We start from the raw sequence: 16623 nt of genomic DNA, 5'->3' as shown, positions 1-16623 counted from the left end.
CTCTCGACTAGTCGAGCGAGTGGAATAACAGACCGGCCAAGGCGACCAGTTCGCGCATGCCGTCAACATCCAGCTTGCGCACTGCGCTGTTCAAATGGGTTCGCGCAGTCCCTTCGCTGATGGCAAGAAGCGTGGCGATGTCAGCATTCGACCGACCCCATCCGGCAAAGCGGAGCGCGTACCGCCTCTGTTCGCGTCAAATGCTTTAATGGATCAGCCAGCGACAGCGGAACGCGCGCGCCATCAACCAGAAACTCACCAATTGTTACATCACGCTGCCGCGCAGGATCGCGTTTGGCAGCATCGCGCATCTGTTCGAGCAGAGCCATTAGTTCGGCATCCATTGGAACACTGCTTTGTTGCACAGGCTGGCCAGGTTCCGCGCCGCGCATTGCCGGGCTTCTGTCTGTCACAGCGGTTGTCCTGCTCGTTCAAGCATGCCTTTGCTCACTGCATCCCTACTCCCCAGTTCATTTACCACCATCTTGCCCAAAAGCGGAAGGATCATTGCAATCACAAACAATCCGGCCATGGATTTGATTGATAGTGACAGCATGAAAACATTGAAGTTTTGCGCAAACCGGTTGAGCAATCCCATGCCCAGATCAATGATGTAAAGCACCATCAGGACTGGGGTCGCCAGGACAAAGGCGATCATGAAGAAGCGGCCAAATTCTCCTTCAAACAATCGTACCGCATCAAGGTCGAGAGAAACACCAGCGGGGCCCATAGGCCAGACGGCGTAGCTGACCATGATAGTCCCGATTAAGATTGTCAGTCCGCCTGCAGTTACAAAGGTGACTTGCGCAAAACGCCCCAGCAGCGTTGCAGACAAGGATTGTGTTCCTCCGCTTATGGGATCGATGATCTGCGCGATGGTCGCGCCGGTTTTGGCATCAATGATCTCGCCCGCGGATGCCATGGCCCACAGGAACGTCGCATAGAAAATCCCGATTACGGTTCCAGCCAACGCCTCTCGCCCGATGAGCGCCAGCCATTGCCCAGCGCTCAGCACATTGGGTTCGAACGGCATCGGCAACGCCAAGGCTACCAACCCAAACGTTATGATGAGCGAGTTACGCACCATCGCCGGAACGAGTTGAGGTGAAAACAGCGGTAGCATCAGGAAGGCGAAACCAAATCGCGCAGAGCCTGCCCCGATTAACAGAGCTTGTTCCGTCCACGGCGCAGATTGAATGAACGAATCTCCTAAGGCGCTTCCGATAGACATGTCTGAGTTAGCCGACCAGTCGCGGGAAATTGCTGAAAATCTGATCGCTAAAAGCATATAGGCTGCCCGCCATTAGCGATGCCGTGATAAATAGCGTCAGGACAATTGCGAAAAACTTCAGCGTAAACTGTAGCGTTTGTTCCTGTATCTGGGTGGCTGCCTGAACGACTGCGACTAGCAACCCAACAACCGATGCCGCGATCACTGGCGGTGCAGACAGCAGCAGCACCAGCGATAATGCCTCCAGCGTGATGTCGGTGATGCTCATGGGCAAACCGTCTGCGCGCTACATTGCATAAGACAACACCAGACCATGTGTCAGTTTGACCCACCCATCGATCAGCACGAATAGCAATATTTTGAAAGGCAAAGAAATCGTTACCGGGCTTAACATCATCATGTTGAGCGCCAGCAATATGTTGGAGATAACAAGGTCGATGATCAGAAACGGCAAGAATATCAGAAAGCCGATCTGAAACGCGATTTTGAGTTCTCTCACGGCGAAAGCCGGAACGATTATAACAAAGTCCGTATCTGACAATGCAGCCGCGCGTTCCGGCCCGCTGATACGTTGCTGTGTCGCCAGGAAAAACGCTCTGTCGGACGCTTCAGTATTCTTGGTCAGGAACTCGCGCAGCGGCTCTTTTACGCGATCGGCGGTTGACAGTATTTCATCCGTGCCCTCAATCTGAGCCGGTGTGGCAGGCTCATCGCCGGGCATGGTCGCCACCGCTTCATCGCCGATCCCTGCCGCCGCCGACATATCCTGCAAGGTCGGGTACATCACATAGACCGTCAGCACCAAGGCAAGGCCGTTAAGCACTACATTTGGTGGGGTCTGCTGGAGCCCCAATGCGCTCCGCACGATCGCTAGAACCACGACAATTTTGGTAAAGCTTGTCACCATCACCGCAAAGAACGGTGCCAGCGCAATCAGCACGACCGTAATCAGCGCCGAGCCGGGGGTGAAAGTGCCCAGTTCCACTAATCAGCATCCATCGGCATTGCGCCCGCTTGGGTTTGATCGTCGTCAATCTCATTTGCGGTCGCGTTTGCACAGGAGCGTGCTGGATCGGCTTCGGCTGGCGCGTCGAGCAAAACCGCGAACCTATCACCCAGGCGCACCAGTTCACCTTTACCAACTGATCGCCCCCCGACGTTAAGGGCAACGTGAAGGCCCTCGCTGATCATGCCAATGTCGAGTGTTCCGCCATTCGCGAGTTCGGCCAATTCCACTGGAGAAATAAGCACATCGGGCAAATTCAAAGAGACTGGTACGGTGAGCTCGCCCATATCATCTACGTTAGCCATAGGTTTGTTTTCCAATTCTGCGAAGGGCGGTTTGAGAATAGCGCCTAACTGACCTGTGGCTGGGTCAAGCGCGAGCGAAGGGCTCAACAAGGTGTCTGCCGGAGCCAGCAACAGCCAAGGACCGGGTTCAAGGATAACCATGTCCCCGCCAGTCAGCTGCTCAGCGTCACGCAAGGGCAATCTTGCGGCAGCAAAAACCATTGGCATCGGCATTGACGGCGGCGTTTTGTTTGTCTTTGCTGGCGGGGCAAGAAAAGCTAATTCGCCCACTTCCTCACCGCCTTTGAACATTTGCACAATGGCCCAATTGTTGGCCGGTGCACCATGATCACTGAACTCTGCTGCAAGGCCTGTTGCGGTCTCGATCTTTGCGAGCAGGATCTCGTGTTCGCTGAGAACCTGCATCAACCGCTCCGCGTTAGATCCTAGCGGAGCGCGTGCCTCTGATGCAGGTCTAAATGCCAGCATCTCGCCGAGATACCAGTCAGCGACCGGATCGTGGTGTGTTGTAACCTTAACCTCAAAATCATGCTGCGAAAGCAGGCGCGCGCCAGAGTGGGTCCATGACGTCTGCTCGTCATCGAGGCTGGGGATGGCGTCAGAAATCCCTATTGGCGCGTCGCTATTTTCTGCCGGGCTCACGAGCCTTCGTCCCTTGCCATACGGAGCCGGAATCGCTCCGCTTTAGTCGTTTCGATGTTCTCGGTTGTGTCGGTTGTTCCGCTCCTCGTATCACTCACCTCCGCAGGCCAGGTCTTCAACTGCGTGATCGAATGCGCTGTAACGCCAAGCAGCATTTGCTCACCATCGACTTCGACCAGAACCAATCGCTCGCGCTGACCTACTGGCAAGGCGCGCTCAAACCGCAAGCTGCGCCCTGTATCGGCACCGCTCAACTTGCCGAAGCTGCCGTCTTGAAATCGGCGGAGCAGCCACAGGCCGCCCCAGGCCAATGCGATTACGAACAGTAAGGATAGAATGATCGCGAGAATGGAGGAAAGAACGGTTCCAATACTCATGCAGCTTCCTTGTCTGTTGGTGCCTCAGGCGGGCTCTCGACGTCGTCATCACTTTGTGGGTTCAGATGTTCTCGCTGCCCTGCCTCTCTCAAGAGATCGCATTCCATCGGGGCCTTGCCGTCGCGTGCGCGGTTGGCCCACAGGATCACCTCAGCGATGGCGTCGAACATTTCTTCGGGCACCATTTCACCGATCTCACCACGGGCCCATAATGCGCGGGCTGTCGGAATATGCCGGATGATTGGCACTTTTGCCTGTGTCGCGGTATCCCGCATCGCCAAAGCAATATCGCCTTCTCCGCGTCCGGTGATGACCGGTATAGGGGCCCTGTCGGGATCGTAATCCAGCGCAATTGCCAAATGTGTCGGATTGACGAGCAAGGCCGACGCGTCGCCCGCCGCGGCCACATTGCCAGACTGCGCCCATTCCTGACCCAGTTGACGCCGGTGACCTTTCATGTGCGGATCACCCTCGTCCTGTTTCACCTCTTGTTTGATGTCGCGCATGCTCATCATCATCTCTTTGGTGAATTTATGCTTGGCCCACACGGCGTCGAGCATAGCAATCCCAACGAAAACCGCCCCGCACCATCCAAGCACTTGTAACGTTAATGAGAAGGTTAGCTGCGCATCTTTTGTACCTGCCTGAGCGCCAGCGCCATCAAACCAGATTGGTGTAGCTGCCGGCAGCAACATGGCGCTTATCTGGTCAATATGGCCGCGAGCCACGAACCATACGACCGCGATAACGGCAATTGCCTTCGCAAGTGTCTTGGCAAGTTCGACCAGCCCCTGCTTGCCGAAAATGCGCTTCAACCCTTCAACAGGGTTGAGCTTATCGAGCTTCGGCTCAAGCTTTTTCGGCGCGAACAGCCCCTTGGTTTGCAACACCTCGGACAGAAGGCCGATCGAAAGGAGTGGGATCAAAACCACGGCACTTAAAGTCAGCAGTAATGCCACTGCCTCACCGCCAATCTGGCTGAGGGTAAGTGTGAAGTCGCCCGCAGTAGACAGGGTAACGACGTCTTCGCCAAATTTTGCGATGCGTTCAGCCACATATCCGCCAGCGACGAACAACAGGATTATCGCGCCGAAGGTTCCGACCATCGAAGTGATGTCTTGCGCCTTGGCAATGTCGCCTTTCTTGCGCGCGTCTTTCAGTTTTTTGGGAGTAGGCAGCTCAGTCTTATCGCCACCCTTATCTTTGTCTGACACTTCAGCCCACCTGAACCCCACATGCTGCGGAAATTGCTGCGAATTGGCAGCATACGACTCCGGCGGGCAGGCCGAAAATTCTTCGTACAATCACACAGTTGCGCGGATTGTCAAGAAACGGGAAAATATTTTTCAATCAAATCAACCGCGACTCGGAATCGTTAAAGTATTCACCATCAGAGGTGCTGCAGACGAATTGAGCGGAATTTGCGGTAAACCGACTGACTGACTTTTGGGAACGCCTATCCGTATCATATTATTAACATACTGATAAAAACCAATAAAAGGTCCTGTGGAAGTAGAGTCTTCAAACTTTCCAATAAGCATGTAATATCTTGTTAAGCATCTGGTCGGGAAGTTGGGCAGAATTTCTCGTTAAATTTTTATTTGCGCTCTTGGGTCAATCCGGAAGTATTTTCGGAAGGGAGGTCGCGTGTCTAGTATCTGTTTGCAGAGTCCATTTTCACAGCACTCTAATATCAGAAGCATAGTTACTTTCATTGTTGTCAGTAGCGTACTAATTTCTTCGTCACTACTTGCAAAAGAACGCGAGCCAGAGCCTATCGAGGACCCTGGCGAGTGTCCGATCGATGCCCCTATTCGTGTCGCAAGCCTGGATTCATTGCGGCACTTTGAAGGTTTGATTGGACATTGTCCTGAAAGTACCTTGATCGAATCTCCTGCTGCCCGCGCCAATCCAGTGAGGGGCGTTGTGCGTGATGTTTCAATACCTTCCGAACCGCAGCCATCCATGCAGCGAGACCTTGAGGCTCGCCTGATCATCGCGAAAACCGACGTTCGCAAAGCGAGTGAACGTACCCCTTCGGTTGAGCAGAATAAGGGCAAGACTGTCGCAGTGGCATCACCGGATGGATCAAGCGTTGCGATAAAGCCTCCTCAATCAGCATTTGTCGCGAGGCAGGGGCCGTCTTTAGCGCCTGCAGTGAGTAATGATGAGGTTGAGGCTGTTCTCGCGCTCCGCCCTCAATGCTATTCAACATCCTTCGATGAGACGATCAGTATCGCTGCACGTCGGCACAACGTTGATCCATTGTTGTTGCATGCGGTGATCACGCAGGAATCGCGCTACAAGCATGAAGCAGTGAGCCATGCGGGTGCGCGCGGTTTGATGCAGGTTATGCCGGCAACAGGCCGCCGGCTAGGCGTCAGTAATTCGCGTGCGCTGTTTGACCCGGAAACCAACATCAACGCAGGCGCAAAGTTGCTCAGTCAACTGTGGCGCCGTTATGATGGGAACATCGATCTGGTTCTTGCCGCCTATAATGCAGGCGAGGGCGCGGTTCAAAAATACGGCATGACCGTGCCGCCCTTTCGCGAAACCCGAAACTACGTCGTGAAGGTCAAAGCAATCTACACGCGGCTGGCTGGGGAAAGCGGGATTGCGGTGAGGTTTTGATGGGCCTGGCTGCCAAGATACAACGGGCGATCCGCATTGTTCCAACGGCACAATTGGTCGTCCTTCTTGGCTTGGTGGCGATTTTTGCAATGTTCATCCTGCCGATGCCACCGGCTTTGCTGGATGTGTTCATTGCGATCAATCTGACCATTGCCGCATTGCTTGTTATTGCCGTCATAGGTGTGCGTCACCCACTTGATTTCTCGACATTCCCATCGATTCTGCTGTTCACAACCGTAGCGAGGCTGGCGATCAGCATCGCGACAACGCGCATGATCCTCACAGAAATGGATGGGGGGCAGATTATTCGTGAGTTTGGCGAGACGGCGGCTGCCGGGAACATTGTCGTCGGTCTCGTTGTATTTCTCATCATCACAGTCGTGCAGTTTATCGTAATTTCGAAGGGGTCCGAACGGGTCGCCGAGGTTTGCGCACGATTCAGTCTTGACGCAATGCCGGGCAAGCAGCTGTCCATCGACAGCGATTTGCGCTCTGGCATGCTGACCAAGGACGAGGCGAAGGAAAAGCGCAACCAGCTTGAGCAGGAGAGCCGCCTCTACGGTAGCCTCGATGGCGCGATGAAATTCGTCAAAGGCGATGCAATGGCGTCGGTAGTTATCGTGATCATCAATCTGATTGGCGGGATCGCAATCGGGACAATTTATCACGATCTTTCACTTAGCGAAGCGGCGGCGACCTTCTCAATCCTCACCATTGGCGACGGGTTGGTGGCGCAGATTCCTGCATTTCTGTGTGCATTGGCGGCCGGCCTGCTGGTTACGCGCAGCAATGATCCCGAGACCAAGCCCGACCTCGCTCCTGCTATCTTCGCTGAGGCAGGCAGCAAGCCCGGAACGCTGATCGCCGCCGGGACGATTGCTTTTGCACTTGGCTTGATCCCGGGCTTCCCCTTCGCGGTATTTTGCGCGTTGGGCCTAACTCTCCTTTTGGCGGGTCTGTGGCGTCACTCGCACGTCGGGCCGAAGCTAAAGACCCTGGTTTCGCGAGATACTGGCGGAGACAAGCCAGCGCCAGAAGAAATCATTCTAAAAGCGCAACCTGCGCCAAAGATTGAACCGCTTGTGCTTCGTGTCTCTGCAGGTGAACAAACCGCCAGCGATATGGATCGTTTGAGCACAGCGCTTGAGCGGGCAAAAAATGACATTCAGCAACGGTCAGGCATTGCTCTGCCTGATTTGCGTATCGCGAAATTTCGAAGTGATATGACGCTTGGAAGCTGGGAATTAACCGCTTTTGATGCGCCGCTTGGTGCATCGCGTGAGGAACCGCATCTTTTGGAGGATCGTCTTCCGCCGTTCGTTCGAGAATTGCTGCGGCGTAACTTACCATTGTTTCTGGGTCTGCAAGAGGTCACGGACCTGCTCGATCACCTCGGCGAAACCTATCCTGAAGTCGTCAAGGAAACGGTCCGCGCGGTGCCGGTTCAAACGATTGTTGAGGTGATGCGAATTCTCGCCGATGAACAGGTGTCGCTGCGCAACTTGCGCGATTGCGTGGAGGCGATTTGCGAGGCTGGTCAGCAAGAACGCGATGCCAATCTGATCGCCGCGCGGGTCCGGGTTGCAATGCGCCGGAATATTGTCGCGCCTTTGTGCGAGGATGGCCGGTTGAAAGTCATGATGATCGGCCCGCGTGCGGAGGAGGCTATTCGCCGCACGCTGACCGCGATTGATGGGCATCCGCGTCTTGCGATTGACCCGATGCGGATGCGCGAACTGGTCCAACTGATCGGGCAGGAAGTCGACACTGGCGGGGCTCGCGCAATCCTGACCGCGCAAGACTTGCGCAGGCCGCTCCGGCTTGTCTGTGCCGCTGATCTGTTTGACGTACCTGTACTCAGTTTCAACGAATTAAACCCCGCCGTTCCGCTTGATGTGGTGCGGCAATTGGATGTCGCACCGGACCTTGTGGCGCATGCTGCACCGGCAGACAGCTATATGGAGGCAGCCGAGTGATCCCCCTTATGCTCCGCTCAATGATTTTTCCCGCCACTCAGGCGATGGCGCGCGCTACCGCCGTTTTCGTTTTGGCTTTGGCGATGATGACCCCGACTGTCGTGCAGGCGGCGGACCCGCCGTTCAAGAGCGAAGCTGTTTCGTTGAGCGCGCGTGGCCAGGATGTGCGCGATTTCGTCGCAGATTTGTTCAGCGAGGCGGGCCTTCGCGCCAAGATCAGCACGCGGGTCAAAGGGCGCGTGCAGGGCGTTTTTCAGGGCGATCCGGGCGAGATTTGGGGCACCATTTCGAGGGCTTATGGTCTGGTCGCCTATTATGATGGTTCGGTCGTGCGGATCTACGCCAATGATGAGATCGCGAGCCGCTCCATCCCGACATATTGGGGCGAGCAGCTTATCGCTGAGGCCAATCGCATGCAGTTGACCGATCAGGTGAACACCGCCCGGTCTGGCAATGGATTAGTATTGGCGACGGGCGTTCCGGCATTTCTCGATCGGATTGAGTCCATGGCTGGTCAGCTCAGTTCGCGGGCTGAGCTATCGGCTAAAGTTCAACCCACGCCGGCAGTGATCCCGGCAACTCGGTACCGACACAAATGGCATCGCCTCTGCTGAAAGCACCATTGGCCCGCGCAAGTATCCGCTCCGAAGTAATTCGCAATGCAGGGCGCGGCAGCCCTTACGAGGTCCGCATTTTCTATCTCAAATATCGTGATGCCGCCGACCGCGAAGTGCGCAGTTCCGACCGATTGTCGATCATTCCCGGCGTAGCAACGTTGCTGACGGAGCAGATGGGCGATGGCATGCAGATCGGCCAGGTTAGCTCATCGGCAACGAATGAGTATTCCATTAGCGGACTGAATGGTCTGCGCGAACGACGCCCTAATGACCCTCGCGATTTCCGCGATCTGCGTGAGCGTGACGAAAGCGCGCCCAGTGGTAGCTATGCCGGAGACGGACCGCGGATTTCCGCCGACCCTACGGTCAATGCAGTGATCATTCGTGATCGTCCTGAGACAATGGGCGTGTACGAAAAACTGATTGCCAATCTCGATATCGAACCTTTGATGATCGAGACTCAGGTGACAATCCTTGAGCTCAATGTCACGCGCCTGAAAGAGCTTGGGCTCGATTTCGGGTTCGGACTTGAGGGTCTTGGTCTCTTGTTTGGGGGCGGCCCGAACCTTGGACCCGGCGGCATTACCGGCGGATATCTGAGCGGCGATGGCGAGGCGTTCCTGCTGCGCATCAAAGCGCTGGAGCAACGAGGTGCGGTGCGCACCGTAACGCGCCCGGTCCTGTCCTCGGTCAATAACCAAGTCGCGACATTTGATATCACTACACAGCAGGTCGTTCGCTTGCAGGGTGAGCGTGAGGTCGACGCATTCTCTGTCAATTACGGCCTCGCCATGCGTGTTCGGCCATCTGCCATCGAAGATGGTGGCGATATGCGTATCCGGATGCAGCTCGAAATCAGCAATACTGAGCTTAATGGCTTGGTTGTTGATGGCATTCCCACCGCTTCTGGCCCACGGATTCAAACCCAAATGGTGGTTCGTCAGGGTGAGAGCGTGATGCTGGCTGGCATGACGCAGACAGCCGAGTTCGACCGTAAACAAAAAACGCCAATACTTGGCGATGTACCAGGTCTCGGGCAGCTTTTCCGCAAGCGCAGAAAGGGCGAGGATCACATAGAGCGCCTGTTCTTGCTTACCCCGCGCATCAGCAACTTAGGCAGTGCCCAATTCGCTCCCAATGAAGTTGAGCCGCTTACCATCGAGCAGCTTCGCGGCGAAGAACCCGTACGGCGGAAGACGCGCTCATGAACGCGGTCTCGGCCCTTGACCGACCCGATGTGACGGCTGCGGTCGAGCCGCTGACTCTGCGTGTGTTAACCGGGCGCAGCGAAGGTGCGGAGCATCGCCTGCCAAACAAGCGGAAACTGTTGGTGGGTCATAGCTTTGAGAACGACATTGTTCTGCGTGACGTCTCCACGCGCGGCTGCGCGCTCGAACTGACCACGTGTGGGCGCCGCGGCGTGGTGAAAGTTTTGTCCGGCGAGGCGGAGATACTTGGTCGTGCAGTGCCAGCTGGTGAGACTATACAGATTGAACCATATCTCCCGGTGCGCATTGGCGAGATCATGTTCGCCATTGGTGGGAACGACGAAGAGCGTTGGTCAGATGCGGCCTTGGCGACCACTGAACATGCTTCGCTAGAACTGACAGAGGTTGCCGATGCCGAGCGTGCTGATCTGGTCGAACGCTTGGAACTCCGAACAGAGCCTGTGCGCCGGTCGGTTGCAGGCTTGTCCTTGGGACCGCGCGTGTTGGCTGTTGCCGGTGCACTGCTTTTGACGGTTGCTGCCGGTGCGCTATTTGGATCAGGGGCGCTGTACCCGTCCAAACCCACCAACTTCGAGGTCGAAGCGGGACTGGTGGAGCTAGGCTATCCCGGCCTGGCCGTTGAGCAAAGCGCTGCATCCGGCGAAGTCGCGATTGTTGGGCTTGTTCGCGATGACAGCGCACTTGCGCGCCTGCGTGAATGGAGCGCGGCCAATTTTCCTGCGGTGGTGGTCGGCGTTGAGACCCTCGATGGCGCGGCGGAGGCCGCGACGGACTTGCTGATTGCCCAAAGTGTTGACGCGCGCGCAGTCCCGCAGGGGGCCGATGCGTTGATCATTGAAGGGGCTTTTTTGCCGCAGGATCGTCAGATGGAATTGACTGATCTGCTGCGCCGCGATTTGCCGCGTGTTCGCGAGTTCACATTCCGCGCGGCGCCCGATCGCGGTGAGGCCGATCTCGCTTACTTTTTCAATGCGCCGGGATACGGCGCGGCAAGCTTCGTATCGGGCGATCCCGGCTACATCGTCACTGAAGATGGCACGCGCTGGTTCGAGGGCGCGAGCCTGCCCACCGGACACACAATCATCGAAATTGCGAATGGTCGCGTGACCGTCGAACGAGAGGGGCTGCGCGACATTTTGACCATGTGAGACTTGAAATCACAATACGTATTTGACCTGAAGAAAGGACGTGACATGACTGACGCAACCGGACGGATTTTGGGCAATCTCGCCAATGTCCCATCAATGATGCCATCGGGCCGTAGTAAGAGTTGGTTTGAGGCATTTGCTGGAGCTTGGGGCTCTGCATTGAATAACCAAGCCTCGCGAATTGAGCAGCAGGCGGGACAGATCAGCGGCCCGGATGGCAATGATCGCCCGTCGGAAATCACCAAGCTAACCGCAGAATCCATGCGGATGAGCTTTATGGCGCAGAGCAGCCACACCTCGCTCGACAGCATATCCAAGTCGCTAGAAACTATGGCGCGGAAGAACTGATCATGACTATCGAGCTGATTGCTTCCTCTCTCGCGTCAGCTGCCGGTGGTCAGCCGCGTGAGGGGGTCATTTCGCTGGGCCCAAGCGGCTCTGGATCGTCGGCTGCAGGCAGCACTGAAGCCGAGCCGATTTATTGCTGCTATGGACAAGGCCTCGTCGACCAGCAGCGTAGCGCGCTCTGATCTTCCGGCGCCTGTCGGGAACCTGCTGCGAGCGCTGGATGGCATTGATGTTCAGGCGCGTTCCGTCACGGATTTCGCGCAGTCTGCTTCCGCTAGCAATGGCGAATTGACGCCGGGCGAGATCGTGCAGCTGACCATGAAATGTCAGGAGTTCATGTTCCAGTGTCAGCTCACCTCGAATATCGCCAACCGAAGTGCTGATGGCGTGCAGCAATTGTTCCGCCAGCAGGGGTAACGTTTTGGCATCGAATTTAACGAATTTGGGGAATTGACATGACGCTTGGTTTGCAACGGCTCAGGACCGCACTTCTGGCTCTTATGCTTGCGGGTACCGTGGCGGCGTGTAGCGGGCAGGAGCTCTACCGTGACATTAACGAGCGCGAGGCCAACGAAATGGTCGCTGTACTGGAACGTGCAGGCATAGAGAGTGACAAGGCGCCTGGCGAAAAGGGTTCCTACACCGTTAGGGTTGGCCAGGCAGACTTTGCCCAATCTGTAGAAGTCCTTCGCCAAAACGGTCTACCGCGCGAAGAGTATGAGTCACTCGGCAGTGTGTTTAAGAAAGAGGGGTTCACCTCCTCCTCCCTCGCTGAGCGTGCTCGGCTTGTCTATGGTCTGAGTCAGGAGCTCTCCCATACGATCAGCGAATTTGACGGTGTTGTTGAGGCGCGCGTGCACCTAGCGATGCCAGAGGCAGACGCCCTTACAGGTGTCGCTAATCCGCCCTCTGCTTCGGTATTTGTGAAGTACCGCGAGGGGTTTGACCTTCGCTCGCAAACCGCAGCGATCAAATCGCTCGTGACCAACAGCATTGAAGGGTTGGAATACGATAAAGTCAGCATCGCTATGACAGAAGCGAAGCCACTCCCAGCGCCCGTAGCGGATCGTTCCTTTGAAGAGGTAACACGTATTCTGACGATCCTGATCGGCGTGCTCGGTGCGGCCCTGCTCGTATTGGGTGGTTGGCGTTTCTTTGCCACGCGGCGTGCCCGTGCAGGTACCGACGTTGCCCGAGTGGAGACTTAAGGCATGGTGAGCCGGAGTGAGGCAACTCCAATAGTGACGGAGCGGGCGCTGCGTTTCGACCGCCGTATTTCTGGCGAGGAGCTGGCCAGTTTTTCTGAGCTAAAACGACAAACCGATGAGGCTGACATTCAGGACGTGGATAGGGGCGAATTAAGCGACATTGTGGCCCTGTTGCATTGTCGTCCGGCCATAGATCGCGAGTTGAATGGGCAGCGATTGGCATCGCTTGTTAGCTTGATAAATGAAGAACGGTTTGACCTGATTTGTACGGCCAATCTGCCGGACTTGGGACATGATCCGATTGCGTGCGCGTTACCGTTGCCAGCCGAGGTCCGGGACCGTGGTGAGGCATTGCTGACCAGAGTAAAATGTCAGCCAGAACTTGCTCGCCTGAAACAGGTCGCGCGCGAGATTGCTCAAGCGACGCGGACATACGAAGCGGAGATGGAGACGTCAGGATGAGCGCATATGTACTGTGCGGCGACGCAATGTTGCGACTGCCCTCAGCCCGGATTGCTCGGGATGACGTGATTGCGCTCAATGACAGTGCTGCGCTCCTTGCGGAAACAAAGGCTCTCAAAGAAAACGCAGCGCTTGCCGCTGAGGAAGCTGAGCGGCTTGGTTATGAGCGAGGCCGGGAGCAGGCTGCCGCCGAAATGCGCGACACCCTCGCCGCCGCAATTGCTCAGTTAACTGAGGATTTCGCCAAAGAGAACGCCCGCCGCGAGCGTGAAGTTGCCACCGCAGCGATGCAGGCTGTTGAACAGATGTTGGGGCGGGTTGAACCCGCCGAGATAGTGACCGGCATTGCGCGTCAGGCGCTGCAGGAAGTGGGAGCTGATTTAGTGGAGGTTGTAGTCGCCCCGGAATGGGTTGAGACTATCGCACCGGTTTTTGCGGATGCAGAAGACGTGCTGATTTCCGGCGACACGGAATTAGCGACGATGGGCTGCAGGCTTGTGACTATTGATGGTCGTATAATCGCTGACCTTGAGACGCAGCTTTCAGCTCTGCGATCGCGGTGGGGCTTGGCAAGTGAGCCAGCGAATGACTGAAGCACCGGGACAAGGAAGTCATGTCTCACATCTGGTCGATGGATTACGTGCGCCTCTTTTTGAGCAGCGCGGCCGCTTGGTTGGAGCGGTTGGGACGACATTGCGGGTGCGCGGGGTGCGGGGCCGTATTGGCGATGTGTTAGAGATTGAGACGCTTGATATAGAAGCTCCATTAGGGGCGGAAGTGGTCGGATTTGAGGGCGATAATCTGCTTCTTACTCCACTCGGAGAAATCAGGGGGATTGCTGCAAACTCGGAAGTCATCTTGCGCGAAATGACGGATCGTGTGCCCGCCAATGATAGTCTGCTTGGTCGCGTACTTGGTGCAGATGGCGTCCCGCTTGATGACAGAGGTCCGATCCAGCCAATGCCTGATCGACCTCTGGTGGCGCCATCGCCATCGCCTATGGAACGGCAGGCGATCACTACACCGTTGGAAAGCGGTGTGCGAGCTATCGACGGTTTGCTCACTTTGGGCGCGGGGCAGCGTATGGGGATTTTCGCTGCGGCGGGCGGAGGCAAATCCACTTTGCTGGCGATGTTGGCACGGCGTGCGCAAGCCGATGTGATTGTGATTGGTTTGATCGGTGAGCGGGGCCGTGAAGTTCGCGAGTTTATCGAGGATGCACTCGGTGAGGAGGGCCTTGCGCGATCCGTGGTGGTCGCCGCGACTTCTGACCAACCGGCGATGGAGCGAGTTCGCGCTGCCCGCGCTGCTACTGCTATTGCCGAGGGGTTTCGGTCACAGGGCAAGCATGTGCTGCTGCTGATGGATAGTGTCACGCGGTATGCGCGCGCGTTGCGGGAAATTGGCCTTGCCGCTGGTGAGCCAGCGGTTCGGCGCGGCCTGCCGCCGTCGGTTTTTGCCGAGCTGCCCCGTTTGTTCGAGCGTGCGGGCAGCGATGCGGCCGGTGTGATCACTGCGCTGTATACAGTCCTGACTGAGGGTGAAGACGAAGATCCGGTTGCCGAAGAGGTGCGTTCTTTGCTCGATGGACATATTCACTTGTCACGCAGTCTGGGTGCGCGGGGTCATTTCCCGGCAATCGACATCAGCCGCAGCCAGTCGCGTTTGTTCCGCAAGCTTGCGGGATGCGGCCAAGTTGCGTCCGCCGAGGCGCTTCGCGCGATGATTGCCAAGCTGGATGAGATTGAGCTGCTGCTGCAGATGGGCGAATATCAGGCAGGCCAGGATCCGCTGGCCGACGCCGCTCTGGCGCAGCGAGATGCGATAGAGACGTTTCTGCGTCAACGGCCCGATGAGGCCAGCGATCTCGCAACCACGCTCGCGCGGCTGCGTTCAATCGGGGAAACGATCCTGTGAAAACGCGATTGGAGCAAGCGCGTCGGATAGCCGCTTTGCGCGAACAGCGAGAGGAGCGTGCACGGCTGGACGCTAGCGAGAAGCAGAAGCAATGCGAGCGGGCTAAAGCTGATGCCCACCACTTTCTGATGCTGCGGAACAAAGAAGTTGAAACGGCTGAGAACTATTTGATTGCTGACCCTGCAAGTCCTCAGGCGCTGTTATGGCGCGAGGCCAGCACGGGTCGGCAGAATGATGCCCGCACATCTTGCGACGCGGCACAGGAATCGCTGAGCAATGCATGTATCGAGGCGAAGGAGGCACGTACCACTCATGAAAAATCCCGCGAACGTTCGCGTATTATTGATGATCGGATCGCTGATGCGAGACGACTGGTCATGGCGCAGCGGGATGAACGTGAAGCAGAAGAAATCGCGGAGCAGCGCGCATGAACGGTCTGTCCAATTCATCTAATCAAGTGACGCGCGCTGATCCGACGCAACCCAAGTCAGCGCAACAGACGCCGCAGCAAGAGCCACCTCGCAAACAGGCTGAGGCCCGGAGTTTGCGGGATCGGTTCCATGAGAAGCTGACGCGGGAGGATAGTAGCGGCTCCCGTGGTGGAGAAGCGTCAGACCCGGCACTCGCAAAGCAGGAAAAATCCGCTGCTCCGTCATCAAAAGGCCGGCATCAGGAGCATCAGGATAGTGGCTCGTTTGCTCGCAGTGACGTCACACAGCTAGCGAGCGCACCCGTTTCGTCCAACTCCACAGGTGCTGGTGAGGCATCTGCGCTGCTTGATCCGCAAATGTTAAGCAGGATGGCAGCCCAAATTGCTGAAAGCTGGCCGTGTGGAAAGGCGAGCGAGGCATTGGTTCAATTCCCCGAAGGGGCGCTCGCGGAAACGGCGCAGATCAAGCGCGAAGCAGATGGCAGTATGGCGATACGGATTGCTGGACTTAACCCGCAATTGACAGCTCTACAGAAAGGGCGCGCACATATTGAATTGCTCAACGCTTTTGCACGGCGCCGTTTGCCCGTTGCGTCGCTACACTTTGAAAAGACTCTGAAAGATCAGCGTGGTCGTGATGTCGCGATGCCACGTGCCGTCTGATCAATTTGTCCTACCGCTCGATCAAGCGTTTCAGGGTCGCTCGTTGTATCATTCTCAGCGATCACCCGCGCAATCGCGTCAAGCGAGGCAGCTTCCGGGCGAGCTGCCAAAAGCGATGCGCTCTCCTGAGCGAATTCATCAAGGGATCTTGCGAGACGCCCTTCATCGATCGCCTTGGCCTGCAATTCCTTAGCCAGTTGTTGCGCGACAGAACGGATCTCATAAATGTCGTCGCCCTCGCGGAAGTGATCATCCTCAGAGGTATTGGATTCGCGTTCATCAAGCAGATTGAACTCGCGCGACATCCGCTCGGCTATACGGCCCGCAAGACCGCGAAGTGCGGTTCCCGTGCGGGTCGACTTGCTGCCGCCTCCGCGACGGACAGAGCTGATTGGACCGACGCCTCCGGGACGAATAGAACCCACCATCGCGC

22 protein-coding genes are annotated in these 16623 nt (G+C 56.7%); 13 read left to right on the top strand and 9 right to left on the bottom strand.

What is annotated here, in order from left to right; all coding sequences use genetic code 11:
• Positions 1 to 7: 7 nt before the first annotated feature.
• The 8 genes from ACZ1GM_RS14395 to ACZ1GM_RS14360 are packed head-to-tail and all read right to left on the bottom strand — an operon-like array spanning position 8 to position 4775.
• On the bottom strand, positions 8 to 121 hold the full coding sequence (locus ACZ1GM_RS14395) for a hypothetical protein (RefSeq protein WP_472678588.1): 114 nt from the start codon (positions 119 to 121) through the stop codon (positions 8 to 10).
• 19 nt (positions 122 to 140) lie between these two features.
• On the bottom strand, positions 141 to 413 hold the full coding sequence (locus ACZ1GM_RS14390) for a hypothetical protein (RefSeq protein ID WP_472677059.1): 273 nt from the start codon (positions 411 to 413) through the stop codon (positions 141 to 143).
• Complete coding sequence (sctT, locus tag ACZ1GM_RS14385) at positions 410 to 1231, bottom strand: type III secretion system export apparatus subunit SctT (protein WP_472677058.1); 822 nt, start codon at positions 1229 to 1231, stop codon at positions 410 to 412. The genes ACZ1GM_RS14390 and sctT overlap by 4 nt, the downstream gene beginning before the upstream one ends.
• A gap of 7 nt (positions 1232 to 1238) precedes the next feature.
• Positions 1239 to 1499: a type III secretion system export apparatus subunit SctS gene (sctS, locus tag ACZ1GM_RS14380; RefSeq protein WP_472677057.1), complete on the bottom strand. Its 261-nt coding sequence runs from the start codon at positions 1497 to 1499 to the stop codon at positions 1239 to 1241.
• Positions 1500 to 1517: 18 nt separating this feature from the next.
• Positions 1518 to 2216, bottom strand: a complete 699-nt coding sequence (sctR, locus tag ACZ1GM_RS14375; RefSeq protein ID WP_472677056.1) for a type III secretion system export apparatus subunit SctR — start codon at positions 2214 to 2216, stop codon at positions 1518 to 1520.
• Entirely contained in the window at positions 2216 to 3184 is a 969-nt protein-coding gene (locus tag ACZ1GM_RS14370; protein WP_472677055.1) for a FliM/FliN family flagellar motor switch protein, read from the bottom strand. Before ACZ1GM_RS14370 ends, sctR begins: the two co-directional genes overlap by 1 nt.
• Entirely contained in the window at positions 3181 to 3561 is a 381-nt protein-coding gene (fliO, locus tag ACZ1GM_RS14365) for a flagellar biosynthetic protein FliO (protein WP_472677054.1), read from the bottom strand. The genes ACZ1GM_RS14370 and fliO overlap by 4 nt, the downstream gene beginning before the upstream one ends.
• The gene (locus ACZ1GM_RS14360; RefSeq protein ID WP_472677053.1) at positions 3558 to 4775 is read right to left on the bottom strand and encodes an EscU/YscU/HrcU family type III secretion system export apparatus switch protein; all 1218 of its coding nucleotides are present in this window, start codon (positions 4773 to 4775) and stop codon (positions 3558 to 3560) included. Before ACZ1GM_RS14360 ends, fliO begins: the two co-directional genes overlap by 4 nt.
• Before the next feature lie 751 nt (positions 4776 to 5526).
• Here ACZ1GM_RS14360 and ACZ1GM_RS14355 point away from each other — a divergent pair.
• The 13 genes from ACZ1GM_RS14355 to ACZ1GM_RS14295 are packed head-to-tail and all read left to right on the top strand — an operon-like array spanning position 5527 to position 16190.
• Positions 5527 to 6192 carry a lytic transglycosylase domain-containing protein gene (locus ACZ1GM_RS14355; RefSeq protein ID WP_472677052.1) on the top strand — a complete coding sequence of 222 codons (666 nt, stop codon included), beginning with the start codon at positions 5527 to 5529 and terminating at the stop codon, positions 6190 to 6192.
• Positions 6192 to 8168, top strand: a complete 1977-nt coding sequence (locus ACZ1GM_RS14350) for an FHIPEP family type III secretion protein (protein WP_472677051.1) — start codon at positions 6192 to 6194, stop codon at positions 8166 to 8168. The genes ACZ1GM_RS14355 and ACZ1GM_RS14350 overlap by 1 nt, the downstream gene beginning before the upstream one ends.
• 20 nt (positions 8169 to 8188) lie before the next feature.
• Complete coding sequence (locus tag ACZ1GM_RS14345; protein ID WP_472677050.1) at positions 8189 to 8782, top strand: hypothetical protein; 594 nt, start codon at positions 8189 to 8191, stop codon at positions 8780 to 8782.
• The gene (locus ACZ1GM_RS14340) at positions 8764 to 9993 is read left to right on the top strand and encodes a secretin N-terminal domain-containing protein (RefSeq protein WP_472677049.1); all 1230 of its coding nucleotides are present in this window, start codon (positions 8764 to 8766) and stop codon (positions 9991 to 9993) included. Before ACZ1GM_RS14345 ends, ACZ1GM_RS14340 begins: the two co-directional genes overlap by 19 nt.
• Positions 9990 to 11162 (top strand): SctD/MshK family protein, encoded by a 1173-nt coding sequence (locus ACZ1GM_RS14335; RefSeq protein WP_472677048.1) that lies wholly within the window; start codon positions 9990 to 9992, stop codon positions 11160 to 11162. The genes ACZ1GM_RS14340 and ACZ1GM_RS14335 overlap by 4 nt, the downstream gene beginning before the upstream one ends.
• Positions 11163 to 11207: 45 nt before the next feature.
• Positions 11208 to 11510, top strand: coding sequence for a hypothetical protein (locus tag ACZ1GM_RS14330; protein WP_472677047.1), 303 nt, complete (start codon positions 11208 to 11210; stop codon positions 11508 to 11510).
• A 57-nt stretch (positions 11511 to 11567) separates the two neighbouring features.
• Positions 11568 to 11927: a hypothetical protein gene (locus ACZ1GM_RS14325; RefSeq protein WP_472677046.1), complete on the top strand. Its 360-nt coding sequence runs from the start codon at positions 11568 to 11570 to the stop codon at positions 11925 to 11927.
• Between the two features lie 38 nt (positions 11928 to 11965).
• On the top strand, positions 11966 to 12718 hold the full coding sequence (sctJ, locus tag ACZ1GM_RS14320) for a type III secretion system inner membrane ring lipoprotein SctJ (RefSeq protein ID WP_472677045.1): 753 nt from the start codon (positions 11966 to 11968) through the stop codon (positions 12716 to 12718).
• A gap of 3 nt (positions 12719 to 12721) precedes the next feature.
• Complete coding sequence (locus ACZ1GM_RS14315) at positions 12722 to 13180, top strand: hypothetical protein (protein ID WP_472677044.1); 459 nt, start codon at positions 12722 to 12724, stop codon at positions 13178 to 13180.
• Entirely contained in the window at positions 13177 to 13773 is a 597-nt protein-coding gene (locus ACZ1GM_RS14310) for a FliH/SctL family protein (protein WP_472677043.1), read from the top strand. The genes ACZ1GM_RS14315 and ACZ1GM_RS14310 overlap by 4 nt, the downstream gene beginning before the upstream one ends.
• Positions 13766 to 15097, top strand: a complete 1332-nt coding sequence (locus tag ACZ1GM_RS14305; RefSeq protein ID WP_472677042.1) for a FliI/YscN family ATPase — start codon at positions 13766 to 13768, stop codon at positions 15095 to 15097. Before ACZ1GM_RS14310 ends, ACZ1GM_RS14305 begins: the two co-directional genes overlap by 8 nt.
• A complete protein-coding gene (locus tag ACZ1GM_RS14300; protein ID WP_472677041.1) occupies positions 15094 to 15528 on the top strand; it encodes a hypothetical protein in 435 nt (144 codons plus the stop codon). Before ACZ1GM_RS14305 ends, ACZ1GM_RS14300 begins: the two co-directional genes overlap by 4 nt.
• Positions 15525 to 16190 carry a hypothetical protein gene (locus tag ACZ1GM_RS14295; protein WP_472677040.1) on the top strand — a complete coding sequence of 222 codons (666 nt, stop codon included), beginning with the start codon at positions 15525 to 15527 and terminating at the stop codon, positions 16188 to 16190. The genes ACZ1GM_RS14300 and ACZ1GM_RS14295 overlap by 4 nt, the downstream gene beginning before the upstream one ends.
• On the opposite strand, the gene ACZ1GM_RS14290 is transcribed toward ACZ1GM_RS14295, so the two are convergent.
• Positions 16151 to 16618, bottom strand: a complete 468-nt coding sequence (locus tag ACZ1GM_RS14290; protein ID WP_472677039.1) for a hypothetical protein — start codon at positions 16616 to 16618, stop codon at positions 16151 to 16153. The two genes, ACZ1GM_RS14295 and ACZ1GM_RS14290, sit on opposite strands and share 40 nt — an antisense overlap.
• Positions 16619 to 16623: the final 5 nt, after the last annotated feature.

The organism is Qipengyuania sp. JB2-7, from assembly GCF_055693485.1.
This window is presented reverse-complemented; position numbering and strand designations above follow the sequence as displayed.

What these genes read in the sequence shown, in the direction of transcription:
- ACZ1GM_RS14290 (WP_472677039.1), bottom strand. Translation starts at nt 16,618, where the DNA reads ATGGTGGGTTCTATTCGTCCCGGAGGCGTCGGTCCAATCAGCTCTGTC.
- ACZ1GM_RS14350 (WP_472677051.1), top strand. Translation starts at nt 6,192, where the DNA reads ATGGGCCTGGCTGCCAAGATACAACGGGCGATCCGCATTGTTCCAACG.
- ACZ1GM_RS14340 (WP_472677049.1), top strand. Translation starts at nt 8,764, where the DNA reads ATGGCATCGCCTCTGCTGAAAGCACCATTGGCCCGCGCAAGTATCCGC.
- ACZ1GM_RS14335 (WP_472677048.1), top strand. Translation starts at nt 9,990, where the DNA reads ATGAACGCGGTCTCGGCCCTTGACCGACCCGATGTGACGGCTGCGGTC.
- sctS (WP_472677057.1), bottom strand. Translation starts at nt 1,499, where the DNA reads ATGAGCATCACCGACATCACGCTGGAGGCATTATCGCTGGTGCTGCTG.
- ACZ1GM_RS14295 (WP_472677040.1), top strand. Translation starts at nt 15,525, where the DNA reads ATGAACGGTCTGTCCAATTCATCTAATCAAGTGACGCGCGCTGATCCG.
- ACZ1GM_RS14355 (WP_472677052.1), top strand. Translation starts at nt 5,527, where the DNA reads ATGCAGCGAGACCTTGAGGCTCGCCTGATCATCGCGAAAACCGACGTT.
- ACZ1GM_RS14330 (WP_472677047.1), top strand. Translation starts at nt 11,208, where the DNA reads ATGACTGACGCAACCGGACGGATTTTGGGCAATCTCGCCAATGTCCCA.
- sctT (WP_472677058.1), bottom strand. Translation starts at nt 1,231, where the DNA reads ATGTCTATCGGAAGCGCCTTAGGAGATTCGTTCATTCAATCTGCGCCG.
- ACZ1GM_RS14315 (WP_472677044.1), top strand. Translation starts at nt 12,722, where the DNA reads ATGGTGAGCCGGAGTGAGGCAACTCCAATAGTGACGGAGCGGGCGCTG.
- sctJ (WP_472677045.1), top strand. Translation starts at nt 11,966, where the DNA reads ATGACGCTTGGTTTGCAACGGCTCAGGACCGCACTTCTGGCTCTTATG.
- ACZ1GM_RS14305 (WP_472677042.1), top strand. Translation starts at nt 13,766, where the DNA reads ATGACTGAAGCACCGGGACAAGGAAGTCATGTCTCACATCTGGTCGAT.
- ACZ1GM_RS14345 (WP_472677050.1), top strand. Translation starts at nt 8,189, where the DNA reads ATGATTTTTCCCGCCACTCAGGCGATGGCGCGCGCTACCGCCGTTTTC.
- fliO (WP_472677054.1), bottom strand. Translation starts at nt 3,561, where the DNA reads ATGAGTATTGGAACCGTTCTTTCCTCCATTCTCGCGATCATTCTATCC.
- ACZ1GM_RS14310 (WP_472677043.1), top strand. Translation starts at nt 13,177, where the DNA reads ATGAGCGCATATGTACTGTGCGGCGACGCAATGTTGCGACTGCCCTCA.